This is a genomic window from Alkalibacterium sp., from assembly GCF_046484155.1.
Taxonomy (GTDB): domain Bacteria; phylum Bacillota; class Bacilli; order Lactobacillales; family Carnobacteriaceae_A; genus Alkalibacterium.
In genome coordinates this window covers 1-23,134 of record NZ_JAWOBT010000123.1, presented here as the reverse complement: position 1 = coordinate 23,134, position 23,134 = coordinate 1, and the positions used below count along the sequence as shown (strand labels likewise).

The following is a 23,134-nucleotide window of genomic DNA, read 5'->3' as shown; positions in this document are numbered from 1 at the left end:
ATTGGACATAGGAGAGAAGAATGACCATCAAGTGAAATCCATAAAATACGACAGTTCTTCAGATCAATCTGAAGAACTGTCCTATTTTATGGATTTCACTTGATGGTCATTCTTCTCTCCTATGTCCAATAGGTAAAACGTCAATATTTAAGAGTATTAATGGACTAACTATGATTACAGCTTACAGTGTAACGATTACTCGTCTACGCTTACTTCGCCTTCAACCGTACCATTCATTGTGGCTGATGATTCTATATCTTCTGAAGCAAAAGTAAGATTACCTGTGATTGTCGCTTCTTCCAATTCAAAACCTTCAGCGTCAACGTAAACGTCCCCGTCAACTGTTCCGTTTTGGATGCGGAAATTTGGCGATTCAACAGTCATCATTGGTACTGTTAAAGTATATTCATCCGTTACATTGCGGTCTTCATCTTGAGCATATAATGCTAATTTACGGTATTCTGCTTCAGCTTCGTCTCCGCCGTCGTAGAAAGTTCCTGCCACTGTGATATCTTCGTCAACTGTAACATCAGCTATAATAGCTGTGATCCAGTTTCCTTCAGTGCTTAATGATGCAACTACTTCGTCTGCATCATCTGTGATAGAGGCAGCTGTTACTACATCTTCGCCTTCTTCAACGATTTCCATGTCATCCGCTGCGTCGTCATCAGTATCACATGCCGCTAAAAAACCACCTAATGCTAAAAATGCAGCACCTGCTGCGAATTTCTTTCTCAATAAACTCATAATTATCCCTTACCTTTCCTAGTGCAAGATTGATTAAGTATTAAAAAATGAACAAGACAGAAGGAGAGATTTTACATGCTCGGACATTCTGATCTGTTCATTTCTAGATTTCACTATATAATAAAATTTTGAAACCGTCAACAAAATTACATTATGTCTATTCTATGGTTACGCTAGTGAAAACAGGAGGGGGACAAAAATTGTTCAGACTCGTAGTGAATACCACATACCCTATCTGTAAGTTACTGAAGCAGCTGCGGCTATGATAAAATGGAGGGGTGAGTCTGCTTTTTGACGCACGTTCATGAAGAATCATGCGGAAGCGCGAAAGAGGCTAGGACGAAAGTCCCGGCCTCTTTCCTATTTATGGGATTTAAGATCAATTATTCTTCGACGCGGATTTCTCCTGTTACTTCGCCTTCTTCTAATTGAGCTGATTCTTGATATTCTTCACTTGCGAAAATCAAGTCGCCATCGATCGTCCCACCTGGTAATTGGAAGTTGTTCGCTTCAACGTAAACGTCACCCGCAAATGTTCCATTTTGGATACGTGTATTTTCACTTTGAACGATTAAACTTGGTGCTGTCAAAGTAAATTGCTCCAAGACATTACGGTCATCATCTTGAGTGTACAATGCCAATTTACGTTCACTTTCGCCTTCGTTCGTTGGACCTTCTTCTAAGACTAGTTCTTGATCTGTTTCGACGTCGCCTTCAAAGATAACGATCCATCCACCGTTAGCTGACATGGCTTCTTCTAAATCATCTGCACTGCCAATAACTGATTGAGTCGCGCCTGTTGTTGCATCTGTTTCTTCTTCCATTTCTGTATCTTCAGCAACTTCTTCTGTGTCATCTGTTACTTCATCCTCTGTATCGTCACCACAGGCTGCAAGTAACCCCATGCTTGCTGTAATTAATAATAATTTATTCCATTTTACCATCGTTTATTCCTCCTACTTTTTTATTGTGACTTACTGCACATTCATAATACCATGTTTCTTTTGCACGTCAAAAACATTTGCATGATAAGATTGATATTTTTTCAAGAAAGTTATAGCTATTGATATTATAGCATTTAAAATTGAACCTCTCATGACTAAAGTCCCGAGATTCTTGGGAATAGAGCATACTAGCGATAGACCTTTGCATCAACTGATAATGATAGTGTTTATCAGTATCCAAGTTGCCGTCAAATTCAAAATCTAGGCATTGAGTAAAAGAGCTCCGCTTCATGAGTGCAAAAGCAGAGCAAAACGATTATTCAGACGTGGTGACAGTGACTCGTATTCCGCTCGGGTCTGTGATTGTGACAAACGTTTCCGCTTCGTCATCAATGTCTACATTTCGGGTGCTCAGATACTCTTTTAATTCATACAACTCTTTTGGACTCTTAACGCCCAAGGTGAAGCGAGTCAAACCTAAATCATACGGATCTCTTTTTTCGATATCCGTTCCTAACCAGGTATTCAAACCAACATGATGGTGATATTCGCCAGAAGCGATAAAACGGGCCTGGCTTCCAAACTCATATTTCAGTTGCATCCCTAGAATATCGATATAAAAACGTTGAGAATCATTTAAATCAGTCACGGATAAATGAACGTGACCGATACATGTTCCTGCGGGCAAAATATCGACCAGCTGATCCTCCCGACTAGCTAGGACCCCATCAATGTCAATTTCTGCTGTGATGCCTTTAATCATGCCATTTTCTAATATATCCCAATCTTCTTTGGGTTTGTCTCTGTAAATTTCAATACCGTTACCTTCAGGGTCAGTTAGATAGACGGCTTCGCTATAGCCGTGATCGGCGGCTCCCTCGATGGGCACTTCTTTTTTCAGTAAGGCAAATAAGATATTGCCCAGGTCTTTACGCTCAGGAACTAAAAATGCCGTATGAAAGAGTCCGGCTTTTTTACTTTGCGACACGTATGCGTCTGTCTTTATTAAATTCAGCAGAATCTGATTATCAGCTTCCACACCGAACGAGGCATAGTTATCAGATTCTTCAAGGATAGATAGACCAATCGTTTCTCTGTAATAAATCATCATCTCTTCTAAATTCTTTACATTCAAATCAACTGAATGAACCGACAAGTTCTTGTTTAGTATAAATGCCATGACAGCTTTGTCTCCTTTTCCTACTTTCACTCTTATTCCTTCAGATGATAATAGAATCATCAGTGACCTTCGTGATACTTCTATTTATCTTATTGATTTGAACAAGGCTGATTCTATCCTGTAATGCTGATATTACATAGGCTATTCTATTTCACAACCTAATTCATCTTGTTTATTAGTGACTATACGTGAAGCAGTGCTGATTACTGAAAATCGGCACTAACTTGAGCCTACTCCGTGCATATTTTTATCGAGCATGCCGAAGTTCAGTCCTCTTAGCACCACTCGACGGATTTCCCGTCTGAGCATGCCGAAGTTCAGTCTTCTTAGCACCACTCGCCGGATTTCCCGTCTGAGCATGCCGAATCTTTATTAACCAATCTAAGCTAGCCTTTTCCCACTCTTAAGCAAGTCCTGCTAATTCAACTCCTCTGTCATTCGATCAGTCATTTTTCAGGTTATACAAAGAGCTACTCTATGTTTAAGAGTAGCTCTTAAATGTAGTTCTATAAAAGTGTCGCATCCAGATAACCAAGTTTGCGTGCTTCAATAATACGTTTTTGATCTTCTTCTGAAATATCCAGTAAAGACGGATCATCTAAAATAGCTTGATAACCGTGTTCCTTTACACCTTCCCAAATAACTTTCTTATTAATACCCGTTACAATTGCTAAAATTTCCGCCGGATGCTTGTCTTTTGCATGTTCATCAGATACTTCTGTGAATAACATACTGCATTCTCCTTTCCTTCGTTCCTGCCTCTTTTCATTTTTAGTATAGCATATGTGAAAGCGCTTGAACAATAATAACTGTTTTGTATAATTGAGTATAATAAACAACAAAAAAAGACTGAATTATCAGTCTTTTTTTGTTTATATACATGATTTTAAATGAATATCGTATTTATTTTATGGCTACAGGTGGTTTCACTATTAGGGTTAAACCGAGACCAGCAACAGCAAGCATACTGGCTATGAGAAATGCCTGAGTATCTTGACTCGTTAAGCCGAGCAGAACGGGCCCCGCTAATGACGCCACACCATAAGCCTGATAAATCAAACCGTAATTTGATCCGAAATAAAAGGAACCAAAGTAATCACTCGTAATGGCTGGAAAGGTTGCTAAGAAACCACCAAAACTGCTGACTATCAAAACGAGCACAATGAAGTAGACGACAGCCTGATGTGTCCATAAACCGAGCGTCAGCATTGACAAAGCTGTAATCAGGAACAATAAACTGAAAACTTTCAGTCTGCCAAAGACATCGGATAAAGCGCCCCAGCCAATCCGCCCCAGTGCATTCGCGACTGCGGCAACGGCGATAGAATAACCGGCAATTTGGGGAGCAAGCCCCACCACATCGCGCGCAATATCCTGGGCCAACCCGATGACAACGAGCCCGCTTAAGCTACCGATAAAATAGATGACCCATAAAAGATAAAAGGCCTTGGTCTTCAGCATGGATGTAGGCTTAAAGTCATTTTCGTTTATCAGGATATGTTTGCTGTTCTCCGATTCTTCAGGGACCCTCAACATTTGCGCACCAATCAGGCCCACCACGGCATAAACTAAGCCCTGCACCAGAAAGGTTTGCGACACACCGATTCTCTGAATCAAATAACTTAAAATAAAATTAAAAACAAAGCCGCCTAGCCCAAAGGCACCGACAATGATACCCGTGACCATTCCTTTCTTTTTAGGGTACCATTTCAGCGACGTGGACAGGGGGCAAACATAAACCATTCCTACCCCTATCCCCCCTAACACACTGTATCCTAAATAAAGCATAGGCAAGGAGCGTGCCGTCGAAGCTACAATTAGCCCCACGCTAAAAAGGAGTATCCCGATGGTTGCGACTTTTCTTGGTCCGATCTTGTCCTGCAGCCGACCAGAAAAAATGGTCACTAAGGCAAAAATAAAGACGATCAAAGAATAAGCTGTATACACTTCCGTTCGTTCCCAGCCGTATGCATCGATCAGTGGTTGATTGAACAAACTCCATGTATAAATGCCTCCGATACAGAGCTGCATTAAAACGCCACCAAGCAGCACCTGCCATCTTTTTGCTTCATCATGTTTCCCCTGCATCTCCATCTCCCCTTTTGTAAAAGTATAAAGAAGCCCCGTCTAAAAATAAAGATAATAATGTAAATCAAATTGGATTCTCATTTATTCGTTTATCGTATTATAAGCATTAAGACAACTCATATCCTTCTCTCCTCAAAAAAATCAGCTCCTTTTGAAACATGTTATACTAAATAGTGATCAGAAAGGTGGGAATGAAGTGTTAGCAGTATTGCTCCAATCGCTGCAGTTTTTACTCGTTATTTTAGTAGCGTATCTATTTAAAAAAGCTGAAATCCTAAAATCGACGGATGGTATTGTTTTACAGAAGATTATTTTAAACCTGACTTTACCTGCCACAATCGTCGTTGGTTTCAACGCTGTAACTGTTGAACCTATTTTATTTATCATGATTTCTCTAGGTTTGCTTTCCAATCTCGGTCTCGTCATGTTTGGCGGTTACCTATGGCGGAAAAAAGATGCTCCCAACCAGTCACTGATGATGTTCAGTCAAGCTGGATACAATATCGGGAATTTCACGATTCCGTTTGTGCAAGGTTTTTTCCCAGCTGCAATTCCTTATATCGGCAGTTTCGACATGGGCAATGCATTGATGATATTCGGTGGAACGCCCGTGCTTGTGGATAAAATGACACATCAGGATCGATCAGAAAAAAACCTATTCAGAACATTGTTAGGTTTATTCCGTTCACCTTCTTTTACTACTTATATAATAATGTTTATATTGGCACTCGCCAGCATCGCGTTGCCGGAAAACATCCTATCCGTGTTCCGGTTATTTTCCAGCGGCAATGCTTTTCTAGCTATGTTTATGGTCGGCTTATATTTAGATATAGCCATCGATAAAGAATCCCTGCAAAAAGTGATGACCTTACTGTTTACGCGCTATACTATAGGCGTAGTGCTGGCGTCGCTGTTTTACTTTTTCCTGCCGTTACCAGATATCGTCCGCCTCTCACTTGTTCTGCTCGCTCTGGCACCGATCGGAACGGTTTCCACGATCAATATTATCGGGTATGGGACCGAACGCTCGCTGGCAAGTTTTCTTGCTTCAATAAGTATTATTGTGTCACTCATACTCATGACCCTTGCTTTGGTTTTCATCTTATAACCTGACTATCTCCTTATATTTGTTTCCGTTTTTATTTTAGGTTAAACTAGCCTTACCATTAGGAAAGAAGGGAGAATAAGATGCATACCATTCCAACATATACGTTAAATGATGGTTTGAAAGTCCCCGTTATTGGATTTGGAACGGATAAGTTAAAAGGAGCCAAAGGTGTCTTGACCATCAAGCAAGCCCTACATAATGGCTACCGCTTTTTGGATACCGCTTATCGCTACGAAAATGAAGCTACGGTCGGCAAAGCATTGCGAGAAAGCGGACTTAACCGCTCTGAGGTTTTGATCTCATCAAAATTACCGGAAGCTTATCATCAGTATGATTTGGCGATCCCGGCTATTCAGGAATCGCTGTACCGTGCCGGGCTGGATTATTATGATCTATATCTCATCCACTGGCCCGATCCGGCGCAGGACAAATATGTGGAAGCCTGGCAAGCCTTGATCGACGCACAGAAATTCGGACTCATCCGCTCAATCGGTGTATCCAACTTCCACCCGGATCATTTGAAACGTTTGAACGATGAAACGGGTGTGATCCCAAGTATCAACCAGATACAAACGCACCCTTATTTCATCCAGGACAAACTGATCGAAGGAAATAACGAGTACGATATTTTGACACAGTCCTGGAGTCCCCTGGGCAACCGTATGGCGGATGACTTGCTTGAAAATGAAACCATAAAAGCTATCGGTGAGAACTACGGTAAATCGATTGGCCAAGTCATTTTACGCTGGCAAGTACAGTCAGGCTTTATGCCGATTCCACGTTCCAGCTCGCCAGTTCGCCAGAAGGATAATTTGACGCTCTTCGATTTCGAATTGACTGAGCAGGAAATGTACAGCATCGATCATTTGGCGAAACCGGATGGCGATATTTACGGTTAAACTTTAAAAATCAAAAAATGCGTTCCACAGCTGAAAGATAAACAGCTGTGGAACGCATTTTTTCAATACATTAAATCAAGAATAGACTATTGGAAAGTGTACCGCTCTTTGTCGGACTCTCTCTAAATATTAGTCTTGGCTGATCAGATCAAGGATTTCTTCTTTCGTTTTTAAATAGTCCTCGTCCATTTCTATTCGATGCGTATCCGATCGAAACGCAGAAAACGTGTAGTCCATTTCAATTTCCTTCAAGATCCTACCTGGCTGTTTGGACATGACGACTACTCGCGTCCCTAAAGCCATGGCTTCATCAACGTCATGGGTGATCATCAGTACGGTATTGTTATTTTCTTTCCATAAATTCCTGATGAACCCCTGCATATTCAACCGAGTCAGAGCGTCCAAGGCTCCTAAAGGTTCGTCCATCAAAATCATTTCCGGCTCATTTGCCAAGACTCTAGCTAGAGCCACTCTCTGTTTCATCCCTCCGGATAGTTCGAAAATACTTTTCTCAGCTTCTGCAGATAAATCGATCTGTTTCAATATATGCTCGGCTTTCTCTTTTATTTTCTCGCGGTCCAGTCCTCTTACTCTCGGTCCAAAGGTTATATTTTCTTCGACCGTTAACCAGGGATAAAGCGTTGGCGATTGAAAAACGACGCCTTTATGCCAGTCCGGTCCTTTGATCAGCTTATCTTGAAAAAAAGCTTTTCCTTTTGTTGGAAATTGATATCCGGCAATGATCTCTAGCAATGTGCTCTTGCCACATCCCGATGGTCCAAGCACACAGATAAATTCGCCTTTGTTCACTTCCAGATTTATGTTATCCAGGGCCGTTGTTTGCTGGGCGCCTTCGCCATAAACCATATAAATATTTTCTAACTTAACAAGCTGTTTGTTTTCACTCATAGCACTTCTTTACCTTTCCAAAACCATTTCGATATATCGAGGATTTATAAATTCGTCATATGCTGATTGCTCAGGAGACGTTGTAATCGAACCTTGTTCTTGTAAAAAGTCTCCTGTTTCTTTCATCACTTCAGAAAAATCTCCGGGCTGATCGCTTGTGCCTAAATATTCCTGGGTTATCTGTTCACTGGGAGAAAGCCAAAGTGATCCTTCCATCTGAGTCAGTGCATCTTCAGTATCGATTTCTAGTGCCTCTGACACAATTTCCGCTGCTGCTTCTGGGTCTTGACTATAAACTTCTCCCCCAGCAATAGTCGCTTCGATAAAATCAGCGACTACCTCCGGATGTTGTTCCGAAAACTCTTTTCGTGTCAGTAGAACATTCGCCGTTTTATGTCCCATTTCTGCTACTTCAGCGGAAGATAAAATCACTTTTCCATCTTCCAGTAATTTACCCAGAGACGGCTGCCACGTATAAGCCGCATCGATATCGCCTCTTTCCCAAGCCGCTACAATATCCATCGTCTGCATATCCAGCAATTCTACGTCATTGGCAATGCCTTCATCATTCAAAGCCTGAAGCAGACTATAATGTGATGTCGAAGCAAAGGTCGTTCCGATTTTTTTGCCTTTGAGATCTGAAATCTCTTCGATCCCAGAATCTTCTCTCACTGCCAAGCCTTCAATTTCTCCTAAAATTTCATGGAGCCAAATCAATTCAGTCCCAATATCCGAGGCTAATGCGATCACCCCGTTCGTATTTCCCATTGAAGCAAAATCAATACTTCCGGAAGCTAATGCCTTGTTTGCATCCACACCAGAGTCAAACACGATAAAATTCGTTTCAATTCCTTTGTCTTCAAAATACTCTTCATATAGTCCTGAAGATAAAGCAACCATCTCGTCGTTCGGTACCCGTAAATAACCTATAGTGATTTCCTCCGGTTGATTAGCTACCGCTTCATCTTGGCTTGAACAGCCCGTTAAAGTTAAAGCCGCCATGCTTGTCATCAAAAACAAACTTTTTTTAAATATACTTGTTTTAAACATTTTATTCTTTTCCTTTCCAAAAAATAAATTTTCTTTCTAATAAGATAAACGTTCCATCCATTGCAATACCGGTCAACCCCATCAAAATTATGCCGACAAACATGACATCTGATTTCAAGTATCTTGAGGCATCGATAACCATCCAACCGATCCCGGATGTAGCAGCAGTCATTTCGGCCGCTACTAAAGTGGTATACGCAAAACCGCTGGCGGTCCGCACCCCGGTGAATATATCAGGCATGGCAGCTGGTAGGATAATTTTAAGAAAAACATCTTTCTGTGAAGCACCCAGCGATTTAGCACTTAGAATATAGTCGCGATTGATACTGCTCACAGCAGCTACACAGGCTATATAGATAGGTGCAAATGCTGCTAAAAATAATAACGTGATTTTTGATCCGTCTTCAATTCCCATCCATAAAATCAGTAAGGCATAATAAGCCAATGGTGGGATGGGACGATAAAATTGAACAATGGAATCGATGATTGCTCGGAACTTAGGGAAAAAGCCACTTAATAGCCCTAAGGGGATCGCTGTTATCACTGCTAAAAATAGTGACCCGAATAATCTTCTGAAACTGTCACCTAAATGCTGCCATAAGCTGATTTGGTTATAGCCCTCCTGCAGGATTTGAATAAATGCGTTCCACACTTCTTGAGGTGAAGGTAAAATATGCGACGATAGACCTTCAGCTTGAGTCGCTATTACCCAAACCAGTAATATGATCAGCCATGTTCCTACTGTTAAAGCACGTTCGAGACGAGTATGCATTTTTTGCCGATTCATTGTTTCCTCCGTAATAAAAAATTTACTGATACATAAAACGAAAAAGAAGAAAAATTCGTACAGAATTTTTCTTCTCAACATTTATTTAAGCAAAATTACAACTTGACATTTTATTTAAGCAAAATTATGATTTGTAACGATCGGTGTTCTGTTTTGTTTGACGTCATTGAAGTATTCGTACTCACTTATTCCAAGGAAAGAACCATCAATGTTATATGCCTTTGGAAAACCTAATTGCCCTAAGGCACGAACCATGTTATAACTGCGCTGACCTGAGCGGCAGTGTACATAAACCGGCTGGTCTTTAGGAATCTCATCCAAACGATCACGGAACTGACTTAAAGGAATATTGACTGCACCTTTAATATGACTCAGTGCGTATTCATCTTCCTCACGAGCATCGATGATCATTGCTTCATTTTCAACCAATTCTCTTACTTTTGTTACCGGTACTTTCTTGAATTCGCCATTGAGAATATTCAATCCTACCAGTACTGCATGATTGACAACATCTTTTGCTGTCGAGAAATGAGGGGAATAACTGAGTTCAAGTTCTTTCAATTGTTCCAGGTTCGCATTTAACATGATTGCTGTTGCTATCACATCGATCCGTTTATCCACATTACCTTTTCCAACTGCTTGTGCGCCCAAAATCTGACCAGATGGCACGGCAAAAATCAGTTTAAAGAATAAATTTTCTGCGTCTGGCATAATGCCAACTTTATCTTTTGGAATGATATAAGCAAAATCATAGTCGATATCGGCATTTTTCAGTTGTTTTTCATTTAATCCTGTGTTAGCTGCATTTATATCAAACATTTTCAAACTTGAAGATCCTATCACGCCTGTATTTAAATAGGTTCTACCATATACATGATCAGCTGCTGCACGCGCTTGTCGCTGAGCTGGACCTGCCAATGTCAATACCGTTTTTTTGTGTGTAAAGAAACAGGTACTTTCAATCGCGTCACCCACAGCATAGATAGCCGGATCAGTCGTTTGATAATGATGGTTGACTTTTATGGCTCCCGTCTTACCCAGTTCTAAACCAGCATCGACAGCTAACGTCGTTTCAGGACGTACACCAATAGCCATCACAACTGCTTGAGCCTTGACTTCTTTTCCTGATTGGAGGATGACACGGTCAGAGGCTATCTCTGTAACGCCATCTTCTAAAATTAAATCTACACCATTTTTCATGATTTCTCTGTTTATCATTTGGACCATGTCATAATCCATCGGTGCCATTACTTGATTTTGAGCCTCAATTATTGTGACTGCATAACCAGCTTTTTTAAGGTTTTCTGCTACTTCCAAGCCGATGTATCCTCCACCAACGACTGCTACATCTTTTACATTATTTGCTTTTGTGTAACTTGTTAAAGCTTCTACATCAGGAACAGTCTTCATCACAAAGACATGTGCATCATTAATACCTTTTATGCTTTGTGGCAGGATCGCTTTGGCTCCGGGAGATAAGAATAGTACATCGTAAGACTCAACGTAAGATTCTCCTGTTTCATGGTTTTTCACTTCAATTGTTTTATCTTCGCGGTTTATGCTCATTACTTCACTGTGCACACGAGCATCGATATTGTATTGTGTTTTAAATCCATCCGGGCACATCAAGACCAAATCTTGCGATTCTTTAACGTCACCACTTATATGGAAGGGAATACTGCAGTTTGAAAATGATACATAAGGTCCCTTTTCAAACATAATGATTTCTGCCTGTTCATCTAATCTTCTTACGCGAGCAGCAACGGATGCTCCTCCGGCAACGCCACCAACAATTAATACTTTTTTACTCATTATTAAATTCCTCCTGTGTTTGCTTTGTTCTCTGTTTACTTTGTTCTCTGGTTAATTTATTACCTGTTTAATTCATTTTCTCATGCGATGCGGTAATATGCAAACTTTTCCGGCAAATACTTTCATTCCGACGATACCACCTAATGTCATAGCTGCTAAGAAGAACCAGCCTGAGATCGAAAAACTGGAAATCGAAGCATACATCGCCCCAATATTACATCCCAATCCAAATCGTGAGCCAAATCCCAGCATTAATCCACCAAGTGCAAAATATCCGGCATCTTTCTTATTGAAATTAAAATCAAATTTAAATCGGTTGGCTAACAAGAACGCAATCGTACATCCGAAAAACAACCCGATATTACGAATGGTTCCTCCATCATTGAGCAGTCCTGCTTGAACTTTATCAATATGCGAGCCAAAATACTCGGCTGGTAAATGAATACCTAATTGTTCAAATATAGCGACATTCCATGTTAATAAGGCAGTAGACACGCCCCAGTTTTTGTTGGTTGTGACTAAAACGAACAAAGCTCCAAAAGCCAAAATCAAAGCGCCCAAAGTGAAACTCCATCTTTGTATGAAAAGCTTATGATATGTTTGATAGCTAAAGAATGGCGCTTGCTCATCAGAATTTAGAGGTTTTTCAAATTCCTCATAATCTCCTTTAGGATCCATGTACGTTCCTTCAGCTTTGCGTTTGTTTTCATATTTGACGATTATCCAATACAATACTCCCAATAAGCTTCCAACCAATAAGAGTGAGCCAAAATACCCCAGCACTTGCGGAAGATGTAATTGAATACCAAATTTACCAACAGTCGTAGCATCGACGACTTGTCTCATGAAATGTCCAGGCGAAGTCCCTATGACAAAAAAGATAAAGGCTATCAACGCTCTTCCTGAACCTTCTCCAAAGTCAGCAAGCGTACCCGATCCACAACCCCCAGCTAACATCATCCCCATACCGAAGATAAAACCACCAACAATGGTTGCAATATTAGTGAAATAAACGTTCGTTGTACCTGGTATGAAAGGTGCGCCATCAGCTGCAAGATACGCAGGCAATATCCCATTCTGTGCGGCCTGCCATTGTATACCCATAGTCACTAATGCTGTGACAAACAGTAAGAGCAGCACAGCCTTTGATAAACTTCCTTCACCTCTCATATAGATCCGTTTTATCCCTCCGGCAAAACCAAATCTTCCCCGGGTCAACGTGTATCCTAAAATAAGTCCGGCAAATAAATACAAAGGAAGACTAGCCGATAAAGAATTTAGATAACCGCTAAATAACGCCATCGTTATAACTAATCCAACGCCAAGTAATGGTTGAACATAAGAAACTGACTTTCTTTTCACTATCACACTTGATTGAGCCATACCCATACCTCCAAATAATAATTAGAAAATCGCAGACAAGATATTAAGTAAACAATAACCTTTTACAATAAAGTGAATGTTTTCACTAATGAGTCCGTTATTTTCTTTATGTTTATAATAATACTCGATATTGTAAACGCTGTAAAATAGCATTTAAGAATGATTCCATACCTGTAAAGAATGGTATTGTGTCAGTCGATTCAATAAAAGCGCTTACTTTGTTGGTGTATTCACAATTAATTATTAAAAGATTGTGAATATATTATTAATGTTGGCATGTTGTTCCTATATATCCGTCATGGTATAGTTACTAAAGAATAGATTTATAAGAGAGAAAGTAGGAGTAACACGTGATGCTAGATTACCGTTATCAAACTTTTTTAATGGTTGCAAAAGAACTCAATTACACTAAAGCAGCAAAAAAATTATCGCTTAGTCAACCGGCTGTTACAAAACACATTCAATATATTGAAAACCATTTGAATATTAAACTTGTCAATTATCAAGATAGGCAGATAACCTTGACAGCTAATGGAAGATACTTAAAAATGAAAATAGAAGAATTGGAAGCGGAAATTGATGATATCAAGTTCCACCTATCAGGTAAAATGCCTGCGCCCCACTTTACACTAGGAGCTAGCCGAACGATCGGGGAGTACTATATTCCTTCCTATACAGAACTTCTGAACATTCCTGATCTGAAAATCGATTTAGTCGTCGACAATACCACCCAACTATTAAATCTACTCGAAGAAAACAAAATAAATTATGCTTTCATTTCTGGACCTATTGATAAAGATAAGTATTATACGCGCCCTTTTTACCGCGACAATGTGGTTCTCGCATGTTCGCCTGAACATCCATTAGCCGGTAAAACAGTAGCCTTAGCCGACTTATTTTCTGAGAACTTATTATCACGCGAACAAGGTTCTGGTGTGTGTGATAGTGTCGAACATTTTATGCTAAAGCAAGGACTGTCCTGTAAACAGTTCAAGCAGAAAACGCGTATCGGTAATATCGCCCTATTAAAAAATTACATTGCAGAAAACAAAGGCATTGGTTTTCTTTACGCTATTTCTATTCTCGAAGAACTTAATGATCAGACACTTGAAACAATTACGATCCAAGACGCCTCCCTCTATCAAGATTTTTATTTAGTGTGTGATAAAAAAAATTACAAAAAAAATGAAGTTGAAAAGATCATTCATTTATTCACAAAAAATTTAAATCCTTCCATCTAATTGAAGCCCTATTAAGTTTAATGGGTTCTAAACTTTGCTCTCTACTCTATTCGACATAGATAAGCACTCATCGATCTGTTTCAAATGACCTGCAGCGTACGAATGAAAAGAGAAAAACAAAAAATGCATTCACTGGCCGTTTATAATTCAGCCAGTGAATGCATTTTTTTATTCTGACGTTACTCAACGCATACTCTTATAGAGCTCTTCGTTTTCCACTCTGGTTCTATTCCTATTCTTCAGGCATAATAATCGCAAGAATAATATAAAGAAGAATATTAGATGGGATTATTATAAATAAAAGCCTTACAGCTAGTGACGAAATGCCAAAGAATTCGGCGATCCCTCCACATACGCCTGAGATGATGCGATCTGTCGAGGATTTCCTTAATTTTTTACCGTCCATTGATACGCCTCCTTTAATCATTTGTTAAGTATAGTCTAACGGAAAGTTCCCTATTAATCTAACACGACCCCTTTACTTGAATTCTTTTCTCCTGAGCCCCCAGGCAGTCACTATGCCTAACAGTATGGCGATTACAATGACTATCCACGATTCATAGGGTGTCTCTCTCCCAATCAAGCCTCCAGTGTTTATGCCAAACAGACTGAAAATTAATGTCGGGACCGAAATAACCAGTGCCCAAGTCTGCAAATATTCCATGATCGTATTGAGCTTGTTGTCGATGCTGTCTGAAAGGAGTCCACTCGATACGATAACGACCTCCTGTTCCAAGATCGTTAATTGAAGCTGTACCTCCGGTAGTGACCCCTCAAAGTTAGAGTTTTAGTTATGCAACTAATTGGCCGGCATGAATCTGGTATTGCACCGGGCTCATGCCGGCCAATCATTGTTTAATGCGCTCATTGCTGTAGTATTGGGCGCAACATATTTGTTCCGAGTGTCATTAAGAAGCGGATAGAGCTGGAAATCTCATTTTTCATGGGACAGATTCCGCCAACCGAAACAGCTCTTTCAGCAATTATTTTTCTTTGGTAGCCAGGATGATTCTTTTTAAAATTTCATGAGACACTTGAATATATTCTTGCCCAATTTCATCTAATTTAATTGTATCTAAAAAAATAAATAAATTGTATGCGCTAAAATTTTTCTTACCAGGGCGCGGATATAATTCAGTTTTTAAGTCCACAAATTTCTTATCAAGGAATTCTTCTTTATGGCAGCTCAAGTAATTTACTATCCGTGCTGCTTCGCTAGGGAAAAAATATTCCAGAAAGAACCAACTAATAAATTCACGACGGAAATCAAGTAAGCTGAAATTTTTATATTTACCGTACTTGAGATCCCGTTTTAATTCTTTTCTTATTTTCCATTCTTCTTTCGATAGTATTAACAGGTTAAGAATTTTTTTTACTTCCATAGGTTTGAGTGGAAGGTAATCCATATTAATCTTTTGAATCAAATCTTCTAATACTTCTATGTCTTCATCATCATACAAAAATGCATCTTCATCCAAAGCATCTTTATGTTCCTCTCTCCAGCTACCATCACCTGAGGCTAGTAAACCTCTAATGATATCTTCATAGTGAGTGATTGGTGGCATTGTATAAGGAAAAGTTACATAAGACTCTAAAATCCTTTCCCCAAAAGTAACTTTATCTGTTCTATTCGGATTTTCTACATCAATTGCATATAAATTCTTGGAAGCTAAAGCTAAGCACACAGATTCAAGGTTAAGCGGTATTATAAAGTTTATTGATTCGTACTCTTGATTAGACTTGAATAAATCTAAAGACTCAAATAATTGAACGATACTTTCTTCTGAACATCGATCTATATGGTCGACCATCACAACAATTCTATCGTTAGAATCCTTTATCCATATTTTAATCAAGTCATTTAAGCTATTTTTCACTTCTTCTCTAGTTCCTAGGCGGCTTTCATAATTGGGATACTTTACTTTTGTTTTTAACTCATCGTATGTTGAATTAGAGAATAAGGTATTAGTTTTTTTGAATATTGGAATTGCAACTTTATAAATAAAGAAAGTTGCAATTGACGATAAACCCAGTAAAGAAGCGGCAACAAATTCACTATCGGTAACAATATTTATATTGAATACCCAGATTATAAAATAAATAAAAAATGTCAGTAAAGTGGCTAGTAGAGTAGCTAGTAGAAGCACAGACCATTGTTCTTTAAATTCCCTGAGTATAATATGTTTCCAATATTGTTTTTTTGCTGTAAAACCTCTTTCTTCTTTAAATTTGTTGAAAAGTTGTTTTAGCAATGAAAACCAAATCTTTTCTTGCTCATTGTATTCTGAAGCGTTAAACCTTACAACATGAACTTGGTTAATTTGTGATTGAACTAGATCATCTTTTTTTATATTGTATTTTAGCATTTCGGTTTCAATCAAATCTAAAAAGGTAGATCTACCTTCCCCCCAAGAGTTATAAATGCCAATAGTTAAGTTGGAATTTATTCTTTTATCCATTAGGGTTCTAGTAAGAGCTTTAGCATGTTGGTGACGAGATGGGGTTGGGATAAAAGTTCCTTTATTAATAGTAATCATCACTTGGGTTCTGTAATTTTGGTTTCCTGCAGTTACATCGAAATCAACAGTTACTGTATTACCGATTTTTTTACCCTTCGGAGACCAAAAGAATATTCTAGTTTCAGGGTCAAAAATTGCGTTGTCTAGAGAACTCACCATAGAGTAGTCCAAAACATTTCCAGCACCGTCACGGTCTTTAAATTTGAACGAGCCACTTTCTTTATCCTTCCATTTAAAACAAGGTCCAAATTGTGTGTCATGAGAAAAAGATAGTGGTTGTCCTGCCTCAATTATCACCGATTTTTCACCTAAATTTTTAAACTTCAAATAAACCAACCTCCATAATGTAAATTTCAAATTTAATTACTTATCTTCAAGGAAGGGTTATAATTATCTATAAACCTTCTAGGTGCTTAAAAGCGGGTTGCTTTTATGAACTTAGAATTTGAATGTAACTTTTACGGGATTTTTAAAGGAATAGTAAAAAAATTTAGATAAACGTGTTATAGAATTTCGAATAAATAAAAAACTTAATTTAGCTCGGGTGTTTATTAACGAAGGCTATTACGCCATACTCTTATAGGGCTCTTCGTTTTCCACTCTGGTTCTATTACTATTCTTCAGGCATAATAATCGCAAGAATAATATAGAGAATTAAATTAGACGGGATTATTATAAATAAAAGTCTTACAGCTAGTGACGAAATGCCAAAGAATTCTGCAATACCTCCACATACGCCTGAGATGATGCGATCTGTCGAGGATTTCCTTAATTTTTTACCGTTCATTGATATGCCTCCTTTATTCATTTATTAAGTATAGTTTAACCGAAGCTCGCCTATTATTCTAACACGACCCCTTTACTTGAATTCTTTTCTCCTGAGCCACCAGGCAGTCACTATGCCTAACAATATCGCAATTAAAATGACTATCCACGATTCATAGGGTGTCTCTCTCCCAATCAAGCCTCCAGTGTTTATGCCAAACAAACTAAAGATCAAGGTTGGGATCGAAATGACCAGTGCCCATGTCTGTAAATATTCCATAATCGTATTGAGTTTGTTATCGATACTATCCGAAAGGAGTCCACTCGTCGATTCAATGAGATCTTTATATAAGTGAATGCGGAAATGAGCTTTCTTTATAGCTAACCGGATATCTTCTCTGTAATTTACACTCAAATTCATTTTTACCAAGGGATGGTTCAAGAAACGACTCAAGCTTTCTTCATAAGAATCCAGTCGACTTGACACGATAACGACTTCCTGTTCCAAGGTCGTTATTTGCAGCAGCACCTCCCGATCCGCTTTTACTTTAGCTATATTCTCCACCTCCACAATCCGATCCTGGAGATTATCCAGCACAAATGACAGCTTCGTGTATTCTTCTATAATTTTATCGTATATATAACTTATGGGTGATACGGCTCTGTCTATTGCTGCCACGGCTTGTTCGTGCTGGTTTTCTTCAGTCCAAACAAGGGTCACTCTCGGCGTGAAATAACTCGTAAGTGAATCAATCGCCTTATTCAAGCTGGAGAAATCTGAATCTTCCCAAAGAGGAATGTGCAGGATAAATCCTTCTTCATTCAAGTGCGTGTAATATGAGTGAAAGCTGGCCATCTCTTTTTCATTTTTCAGTTCAAAAAAGCGTAAAGGCAAGCCTAATTCATTCATCAGCCTTTGACGTTCCGAAGACGTTGGGTTGCTCAGCACCATCCAGTCGCTTTGGACCTGCGCTTCCATTCTTTGTCCTTTTGTAAGCATCTGTTGTCCTCACCTTCTTAAACTGAGATCTATTTATGCATTTCTTTTGTGTCATTGATTATGTATAATCCTATCTCCATGCAGTATCTTTAGCTATAGCATACTCTTCAAAACGCAAAACGTCATCTTTTTTGTACGTACTAATTTCCCAACGGACTATAATCGTTTTTTTAGTGAAAATAAGGTAAACTCTAGGTAACTTCATATTATTTAGACGAAAGGTGGGAAGTGTCAGCATAGTCTGACGCGACTTTATGCTTTTATCTGGCTCACTTATGTTAGCTTTTGTCATGATCCATTTTTTCTCCATTCATTTGAAATTTAAAAGAATTGGCTTGCGCCGTTTCATCTCTTTTGCCGCTGGTGTCGAGATTGCCTACGTCTTCGTGAATTTATGGCCTCAAGTCGCGCAAACTCAAGAAATCGCCGAGCAAGAAATTCACTGGTTAGAAGGACACGCCATGCAATATGCTATATATATAGTTGCTCTTAGTGGTTTGGTGTTCATTTATACATTTGACCGTCTCATTGCGCGTGCGTATGAAGTCGAAGATCTTCAAGCACCTAACGTCATTGAATCTGCTCTCTTTTGGGCAGATATCGGTTTCTTCTCAAACTATAATATGATGATGGGTTACTTGCTGACGTACACTGAGAATGTGGATACGTCTCTTCTCATCTTTTTCCTTGCCTTCTCGCTTCATTTTATAACCAATGACTGGAGTCTCCGCTTTCACCATGAAGAGGCCTATGACCATTACGGCAGATATTTCCTGTCTTTTAGCATTTTTATCGGATTTGTCATCGGTCAATGGACCGATTTTCCAGAATACTTCATCGGAAGTGTGGAAGCTTTTGTGACAGGAGCCATGACGTTAAACGTAGTGAAACACGAACTTCCTTCTGAACGAGAAGGTGATCTGGAAGGTTTCTTAGTTGGCGTTGTAAGTGCAAGTCTTCTATTTGCCCTGATATAAAAGGCATGACCAGAATAAGAATTCTGATCATGCCTTTTCCATTAAAGATACTTCTTCAGTTCACTTATATCCCCGATCAGGATATCTGCTTGTTTGAGTTCTTCTTCCTGGCCAAATCCGTAGGAACAGCCAATCGCATAGGTCGAGTCCAGCTCCGCCACTTTTAGATCCTGTTGTCTATCTCCGACAACCACATAATCGGCTGGATACTTGTCTTTCAGGCCTTCGACTATTTCCTTCTTGGACTTTTTAAAATCATACATTTCCGTGCAGTACATATCCGTAAAATATTCTTTCAAATCAAACATCTCGGCATGCGATTCCATGTAATCAATGGAACAGTTACTCAAAAAGATCAGCGTGTATTTTTCGCTCAAATACGCCAGTGTATCCAGTGCGCCCGGATATAAATAGGCTTCATGCTTGCTGATTTTATCCGCCATTGTCTGTCCGATGATTGCCGACGCTTCAGTTTTATAGGGTTCTTCCAAATGGGGCATAAACAACTCCCACATCTCTTTTTTACTATAGCCTAGAAAGCGTGTAATTTCATTATCCTGAAACTTCTTTTCAGGGGCTTTGTCATGGTCCACTAGATAGTCGTAGGCTTTCATGAAGGCGGGAATATAGATTTTGCTGCTGTCATGAAGGGTTCCATCGTAATCAAGGATGATGGTCTTCACATTTTTTAAGCGTTCCATTAAGAAAGCTTCTTCAACAAGTTTGCCATTTCTATAGCGCCAACAGCTACATCAGAGCCTTTATTGCCGGCTTTTGTTCCAGCGCGTTCAATAGCCTGTTCGATCGTGTCGGTTGTCAGCACTCCAAACATCACGGGTACTCCCGTACTGTCAGCTGCTGAAGAGACGCCTTTAGCTACTTCTGAACACACGATGTCGTAATGTGATGTTGCGCCTCTTATCACTGCGCCCAAAGTAATGATGGCATCATAACGCTTGGAGCCCGCCATTTTTTTAGCGACCAGCGGAATCTCATACGCGCCGGGGACCCAGGCGACGTCGATATCTGAATCCTCTACCCCATGTCTTTTTAGTGTGCCGATTGCTCCTTCAAGTAATCTCGACCCGATAAAATCATTGAACCTCGCTACCACGATCCCTATTTTCAAATCTTTTGCAATCAACTGTCCTTCGATTGTATTCATTATTGTCATCCATTCCTTCCAGTTTGTATTTGTTTTTTGTATTTAAACTAGTCTACTTCCTACCTTAAAGATCTAAATAATGACCGAATTTTGCTTTTTTGGTAGAGAGATAGTATCTATCTTCGTCATGTATTTCACTTTGAATGGGGATCCTATTTTCTATTTTCAACCCATATCTATCAAGCGTAGATATTTTCAGGGGATTATTTGTCATCAGATTCAAACGGTTGACACCTAAGTCGTCAAAAATTTGTTTGCATTCATAATACTCTCTCGCATCAACAGGTAACCCAAGTAACAGGTTAGCTTCGATCGTATCATGCCCCTGATCCTGCAATGCATAAGCTTTGATTTTATTGACCAGCCCGATGCCTCGACCTTCCTGACGCATATAGATCAAGACGCCCCGGCCTTCTTCCGATATTTTAGTCAAGGCCGTATCGAGCTGCTGCCCGCAGTCACATTTTTTTGAGCCGAAGACGTCGCCGGTCAGACATTCTGAATGAATACGGCATAATACCGGTTCACCGTCGGACACATCTCCTTTGACTAAAGCGACATGATGTTCACCGGTGAATTTATGCTGGTAAGCATAAATATCAAAATCGCCGTATTTAGTGGGCAGTTTAGCTTTTGATTCTCTGAAGATGAGCTGTTCATTTGCTTTTCTGTACTCGACCAAGTCGGTGATCGTTCCGATTTTCAACTGGTGTTCTTTGGCAAGTTCGATCAGGTCATCTCTTCTGGCCATCGAACCATCGTCATTCATGATTTCGCAGCATAGGCCTGCAGGTTTAAGTCCTGCCAAACGCATCAAGTCGACCGTTGCTTCGGTATGACCGGTTCTTGCCAATACCCCTCCGTCGACCGCTTCCAGCGGAAACATATGTCCCGGTCTTTTGAAGTCCTCAGGTCGACTGTTCTCTTTGACTGCTTTGACGGCTGTCATTGATCGTTCCATCGCGGATATCCCTGTCAGGGTATCTTTATAATCGATAGAAACGGTGAAAGCGGTCGTATGATCATCGGTATTGTATAAGCTCATTTGAGAGAGACCCAGTTTTTTTGTGTAATCTTTCGTCATGGGCATACAGATCAAGCCGCGTGCATATTTAGTCATGAAGTTGACATTTTCAGGTGTTGCAAATTCAGCGGCACAAACGATGTCTCCTTCATTTTCTCTGTCCTCATTATCGACGATGATCACGTTTTTCCCTTGTTTTAAATCTTCTAATAGGTCTTCGATTTTATCAAACATCTATTCACTCCTATCTTTTTATGAAAAGCCGTTATTCTTTAAAAGTGCTTCTGTTAATGGATTTTTTTTGACGTCTTTTTCCGGAGATAAACCTAATAATTTTTCGACATATTTCCCTATTAAATCGACCTCTAAATTCACCTTGTCGCCGGTCCTATGCTTGAGGAGTGTCGTTTCTTCAGCGGTATGCGGGATGATCGAAACTTTGAAGTCCGTATCGGATACTGCCGCTACCGTCAAACTGATGCCGTCGATGGCGATCGAGCCTTTTTCGATAACATAGCGCAGCACATCCGGACTCGCCTGAATCGTCACCCAGACCGCATTATCATCTTTTCTATACTCGGAGATGACGCCTGTTCCATCGATGTGGCCACTCACCATATGTCCGCCCAAACGGGTTTGTAAATTCAGTGCCCGTTCAAGATTGATTTTACTTCCGCTGGACATATCACCTAAAGACGTCCGGTTCAGTGTTTCCGACATCACGTCGACGGTGAATGAGTGATCCGTCATGCTCGTGACGGTCAGACAGATACCGTTGGTCATGATGCTGTCTCCGATTTTTGTGTCTTCCATGACCTTATTGGCTTTGATCGTTATCTCGCTTGATTTAGCACCTTTTTTTATGTTCTTTAGTTCGCCGATTTCTTCTACAATACCTGTAAACATTTAGCTTCCCTCCTGAATATAACCTTCTATAAATAAATCTTCATTAAGTTGTGTGATCTGCATCGATGTAATAGCGAACGCGTCTTTCATTGTTTCCACGCCCCGACCCATGATTGGAGAGATGGCGTTTGCGCCCCCGATGATTTTTGGTGCGATATAAATGTTCACTTTGTTTACAATGCCGGCTTCTAAAGCAGCCGCATTCAGTGTGCCGCCACCTTCAAGCAGGATACTGTCTATCCCTTTTTCCCCAAGTAAGACCAGGGCTTTTTTCAGGTCTACTTTTCCATTACGCTCAGGAACGATCATGATCTCGACACCTAACTCTTTCAGTTGTTTTCTTTTACTTATTGGTGCTTTTTTTGTCGTGATGATCAGCGTTGCCGCCTCGTCCTGATCCATTAAAATCTTGGATTCAAGCGGGATACGCAGCTGGCTGTCCAGTACGATCCGCGTTGGATCAGTGTAACCAGGTACACGGCAGGTCAGGAGGGGATCGTCTTTCAATACGGTTCCTATCCCCACCATGATGCCCGAAAGATACCCTCTTAAATGATGCGCATGTTCTCTCGACTGCTCGGATGAGATCCATTTAGAATCCCCTGTCCCTGTCGCGATCTTGCCATCTAA

Annotated in this window: 25 protein-coding genes; 4 read left to right on the top strand and 21 right to left on the bottom strand. The window is 39.9% G+C overall.

Going from position 1 to position 23,134, the window contains the following annotated elements; translation table 11 throughout:
• Nucleotides 1-195: 195 nt before the first annotated feature.
• From R6U02_RS09040 to R6U02_RS09020, 5 genes are all read right to left on the bottom strand, one after another.
• Nucleotides 196-747 (bottom strand): polymer-forming cytoskeletal protein, encoded by a 552-nt coding sequence (locus R6U02_RS09040; protein ID WP_410263289.1) that lies wholly within the window; start codon nt 745-747, stop codon nt 196-198.
• A 383-nt stretch (nt 748-1,130) separates the two neighbouring features.
• Nucleotides 1,131-1,691 (bottom strand): polymer-forming cytoskeletal protein, encoded by a 561-nt coding sequence (locus tag R6U02_RS09035; protein WP_410263288.1) that lies wholly within the window; start codon nt 1,689-1,691, stop codon nt 1,131-1,133.
• Nucleotides 1,692-2,007: 316 nt separating this feature from the next.
• Complete coding sequence (locus tag R6U02_RS09030; RefSeq protein WP_410263287.1) at nt 2,008-2,901, bottom strand: VOC family protein; 894 nt, start codon at nt 2,899-2,901, stop codon at nt 2,008-2,010.
• Between the two features lie 476 nt (nt 2,902-3,377).
• Nucleotides 3,378-3,602: a hypothetical protein gene (locus R6U02_RS09025; protein WP_410263286.1), complete on the bottom strand. Its 225-nt coding sequence runs from the start codon at nt 3,600-3,602 to the stop codon at nt 3,378-3,380.
• Between the two features lie 172 nt (nt 3,603-3,774).
• Nucleotides 3,775-4,959: an OFA family MFS transporter gene (locus tag R6U02_RS09020; RefSeq protein WP_410263285.1), complete on the bottom strand. Its 1,185-nt coding sequence runs from the start codon at nt 4,957-4,959 to the stop codon at nt 3,775-3,777.
• A 196-nt stretch (nt 4,960-5,155) separates the two neighbouring features.
• Between R6U02_RS09020 and R6U02_RS09015 the strand changes: the two genes are divergently transcribed.
• Both R6U02_RS09015 and R6U02_RS09010 read left to right on the top strand, forming a co-directional pair.
• Nucleotides 5,156-6,067, top strand: a complete 912-nt coding sequence (locus R6U02_RS09015) for an AEC family transporter (protein ID WP_410263284.1) — start codon at nt 5,156-5,158, stop codon at nt 6,065-6,067.
• A gap of 80 nt (nt 6,068-6,147) precedes the next feature.
• On the top strand, nt 6,148-6,966 hold the full coding sequence (locus R6U02_RS09010) for an aldo/keto reductase (protein WP_410263283.1): 819 nt from the start codon (nt 6,148-6,150) through the stop codon (nt 6,964-6,966).
• Between the two features lie 129 nt (nt 6,967-7,095).
• Here R6U02_RS09010 and R6U02_RS09005 read toward each other — a convergent pair whose 3' ends face one another.
• The 5 genes from R6U02_RS09005 to R6U02_RS08985 all read right to left on the bottom strand — a co-directional run bounded on the left by R6U02_RS09005 (nt 7,096) and on the right by R6U02_RS08985 (nt 12,907).
• The gene (locus R6U02_RS09005; RefSeq protein ID WP_410263282.1) at nt 7,096-7,875 is read right to left on the bottom strand and encodes an ABC transporter ATP-binding protein; all 780 of its coding nucleotides are present in this window, start codon (nt 7,873-7,875) and stop codon (nt 7,096-7,098) included.
• A 9-nt stretch (nt 7,876-7,884) separates the two neighbouring features.
• A complete protein-coding gene (locus R6U02_RS09000; protein ID WP_410263281.1) occupies nt 7,885-8,925 on the bottom strand; it encodes an ABC transporter substrate-binding protein in 1,041 nt (346 codons plus the stop codon).
• 1 nt (nt 8,926) lies between these two features.
• Nucleotides 8,927-9,712 (bottom strand): ABC transporter permease, encoded by a 786-nt coding sequence (locus R6U02_RS08995; RefSeq protein ID WP_410263280.1) that lies wholly within the window; start codon nt 9,710-9,712, stop codon nt 8,927-8,929.
• A gap of 114 nt (nt 9,713-9,826) precedes the next feature.
• The gene (locus tag R6U02_RS08990; protein ID WP_410263279.1) at nt 9,827-11,524 is read right to left on the bottom strand and encodes an FAD-dependent oxidoreductase; all 1,698 of its coding nucleotides are present in this window, start codon (nt 11,522-11,524) and stop codon (nt 9,827-9,829) included.
• A gap of 72 nt (nt 11,525-11,596) precedes the next feature.
• Nucleotides 11,597-12,907: a YeeE/YedE family protein gene (locus R6U02_RS08985; RefSeq protein WP_410263278.1), complete on the bottom strand. Its 1,311-nt coding sequence runs from the start codon at nt 12,905-12,907 to the stop codon at nt 11,597-11,599.
• A gap of 353 nt (nt 12,908-13,260) precedes the next feature.
• Here R6U02_RS08985 and R6U02_RS08980 point away from each other — a divergent pair, with 353 nt between their 5' ends.
• Nucleotides 13,261-14,148 carry a LysR family transcriptional regulator gene (locus R6U02_RS08980; protein WP_410263277.1) on the top strand — a complete coding sequence of 296 codons (888 nt, stop codon included), beginning with the start codon at nt 13,261-13,263 and terminating at the stop codon, nt 14,146-14,148.
• 232 nt (nt 14,149-14,380) lie between these two features.
• Here the strand turns inward: R6U02_RS08980 and R6U02_RS08975 are convergent, their stop codons facing one another.
• From R6U02_RS08975 to R6U02_RS08950, 6 genes are all read right to left on the bottom strand, one after another.
• Nucleotides 14,381-14,554 (bottom strand): PspC domain-containing protein, encoded by a 174-nt coding sequence (locus R6U02_RS08975; protein ID WP_410263276.1) that lies wholly within the window; start codon nt 14,552-14,554, stop codon nt 14,381-14,383.
• Between the two features lie 72 nt (nt 14,555-14,626).
• Nucleotides 14,627-14,884 (bottom strand): CorA family divalent cation transporter, encoded by a 258-nt coding sequence (locus R6U02_RS08970; RefSeq protein ID WP_410263275.1) that lies wholly within the window; start codon nt 14,882-14,884, stop codon nt 14,627-14,629.
• A 247-nt stretch (nt 14,885-15,131) separates the two neighbouring features.
• On the bottom strand, nt 15,132-16,994 hold the full coding sequence (locus R6U02_RS08965; protein ID WP_410263274.1) for a P-loop NTPase fold protein: 1,863 nt from the start codon (nt 16,992-16,994) through the stop codon (nt 15,132-15,134).
• 286 nt (nt 16,995-17,280) lie between these two features.
• Nucleotides 17,281-17,454 carry a PspC domain-containing protein gene (locus R6U02_RS08960; RefSeq protein ID WP_410263273.1) on the bottom strand — a complete coding sequence of 58 codons (174 nt, stop codon included), beginning with the start codon at nt 17,452-17,454 and terminating at the stop codon, nt 17,281-17,283.
• A gap of 72 nt (nt 17,455-17,526) precedes the next feature.
• On the bottom strand, nt 17,527-18,432 hold the full coding sequence (locus R6U02_RS08955; protein ID WP_410263272.1) for a CorA family divalent cation transporter: 906 nt from the start codon (nt 18,430-18,432) through the stop codon (nt 17,527-17,529).
• Between the two features lie 70 nt (nt 18,433-18,502).
• The gene (locus tag R6U02_RS08950) at nt 18,503-18,742 is read right to left on the bottom strand and encodes a hypothetical protein (RefSeq protein ID WP_410263271.1); all 240 of its coding nucleotides are present in this window, start codon (nt 18,740-18,742) and stop codon (nt 18,503-18,505) included.
• 4 nt (nt 18,743-18,746) lie between these two features.
• Between R6U02_RS08950 and R6U02_RS08945 the strand changes: the two genes are divergently transcribed.
• Complete coding sequence (locus tag R6U02_RS08945) at nt 18,747-19,409, top strand: hypothetical protein (protein WP_410263270.1); 663 nt, start codon at nt 18,747-18,749, stop codon at nt 19,407-19,409.
• A gap of 41 nt (nt 19,410-19,450) precedes the next feature.
• On the opposite strand, the gene R6U02_RS08940 is transcribed toward R6U02_RS08945, so the two are convergent.
• From R6U02_RS08940 to R6U02_RS08920, 5 genes are all read right to left on the bottom strand, one after another.
• Nucleotides 19,451-20,110, bottom strand: coding sequence for an HAD family hydrolase (locus R6U02_RS08940; protein ID WP_410263269.1), 660 nt, complete (start codon nt 20,108-20,110; stop codon nt 19,451-19,453).
• Nucleotides 20,110-20,574 (bottom strand): 6,7-dimethyl-8-ribityllumazine synthase, encoded by a 465-nt coding sequence (gene ribE / locus R6U02_RS08935; RefSeq protein WP_410263268.1) that lies wholly within the window; start codon nt 20,572-20,574, stop codon nt 20,110-20,112. Before ribE ends, R6U02_RS08940 begins: the two co-directional genes overlap by 1 nt.
• Nucleotides 20,575-20,638: 64 nt before the next feature.
• The gene (locus R6U02_RS08930) at nt 20,639-21,832 is read right to left on the bottom strand and encodes a bifunctional 3,4-dihydroxy-2-butanone-4-phosphate synthase/GTP cyclohydrolase II (RefSeq protein ID WP_410263267.1); all 1,194 of its coding nucleotides are present in this window, start codon (nt 21,830-21,832) and stop codon (nt 20,639-20,641) included.
• Nucleotides 21,833-21,850: 18 nt separating this feature from the next.
• Nucleotides 21,851-22,504 carry a riboflavin synthase gene (locus R6U02_RS08925; RefSeq protein WP_410263266.1) on the bottom strand — a complete coding sequence of 218 codons (654 nt, stop codon included), beginning with the start codon at nt 22,502-22,504 and terminating at the stop codon, nt 21,851-21,853.
• Nucleotides 22,505-23,134, bottom strand: a 630-nt coding sequence (locus R6U02_RS08920) for a RibD family protein (protein ID WP_410263265.1), incomplete at its 5' end; no start/stop codon positions are given. It abuts the gene before it with no gap.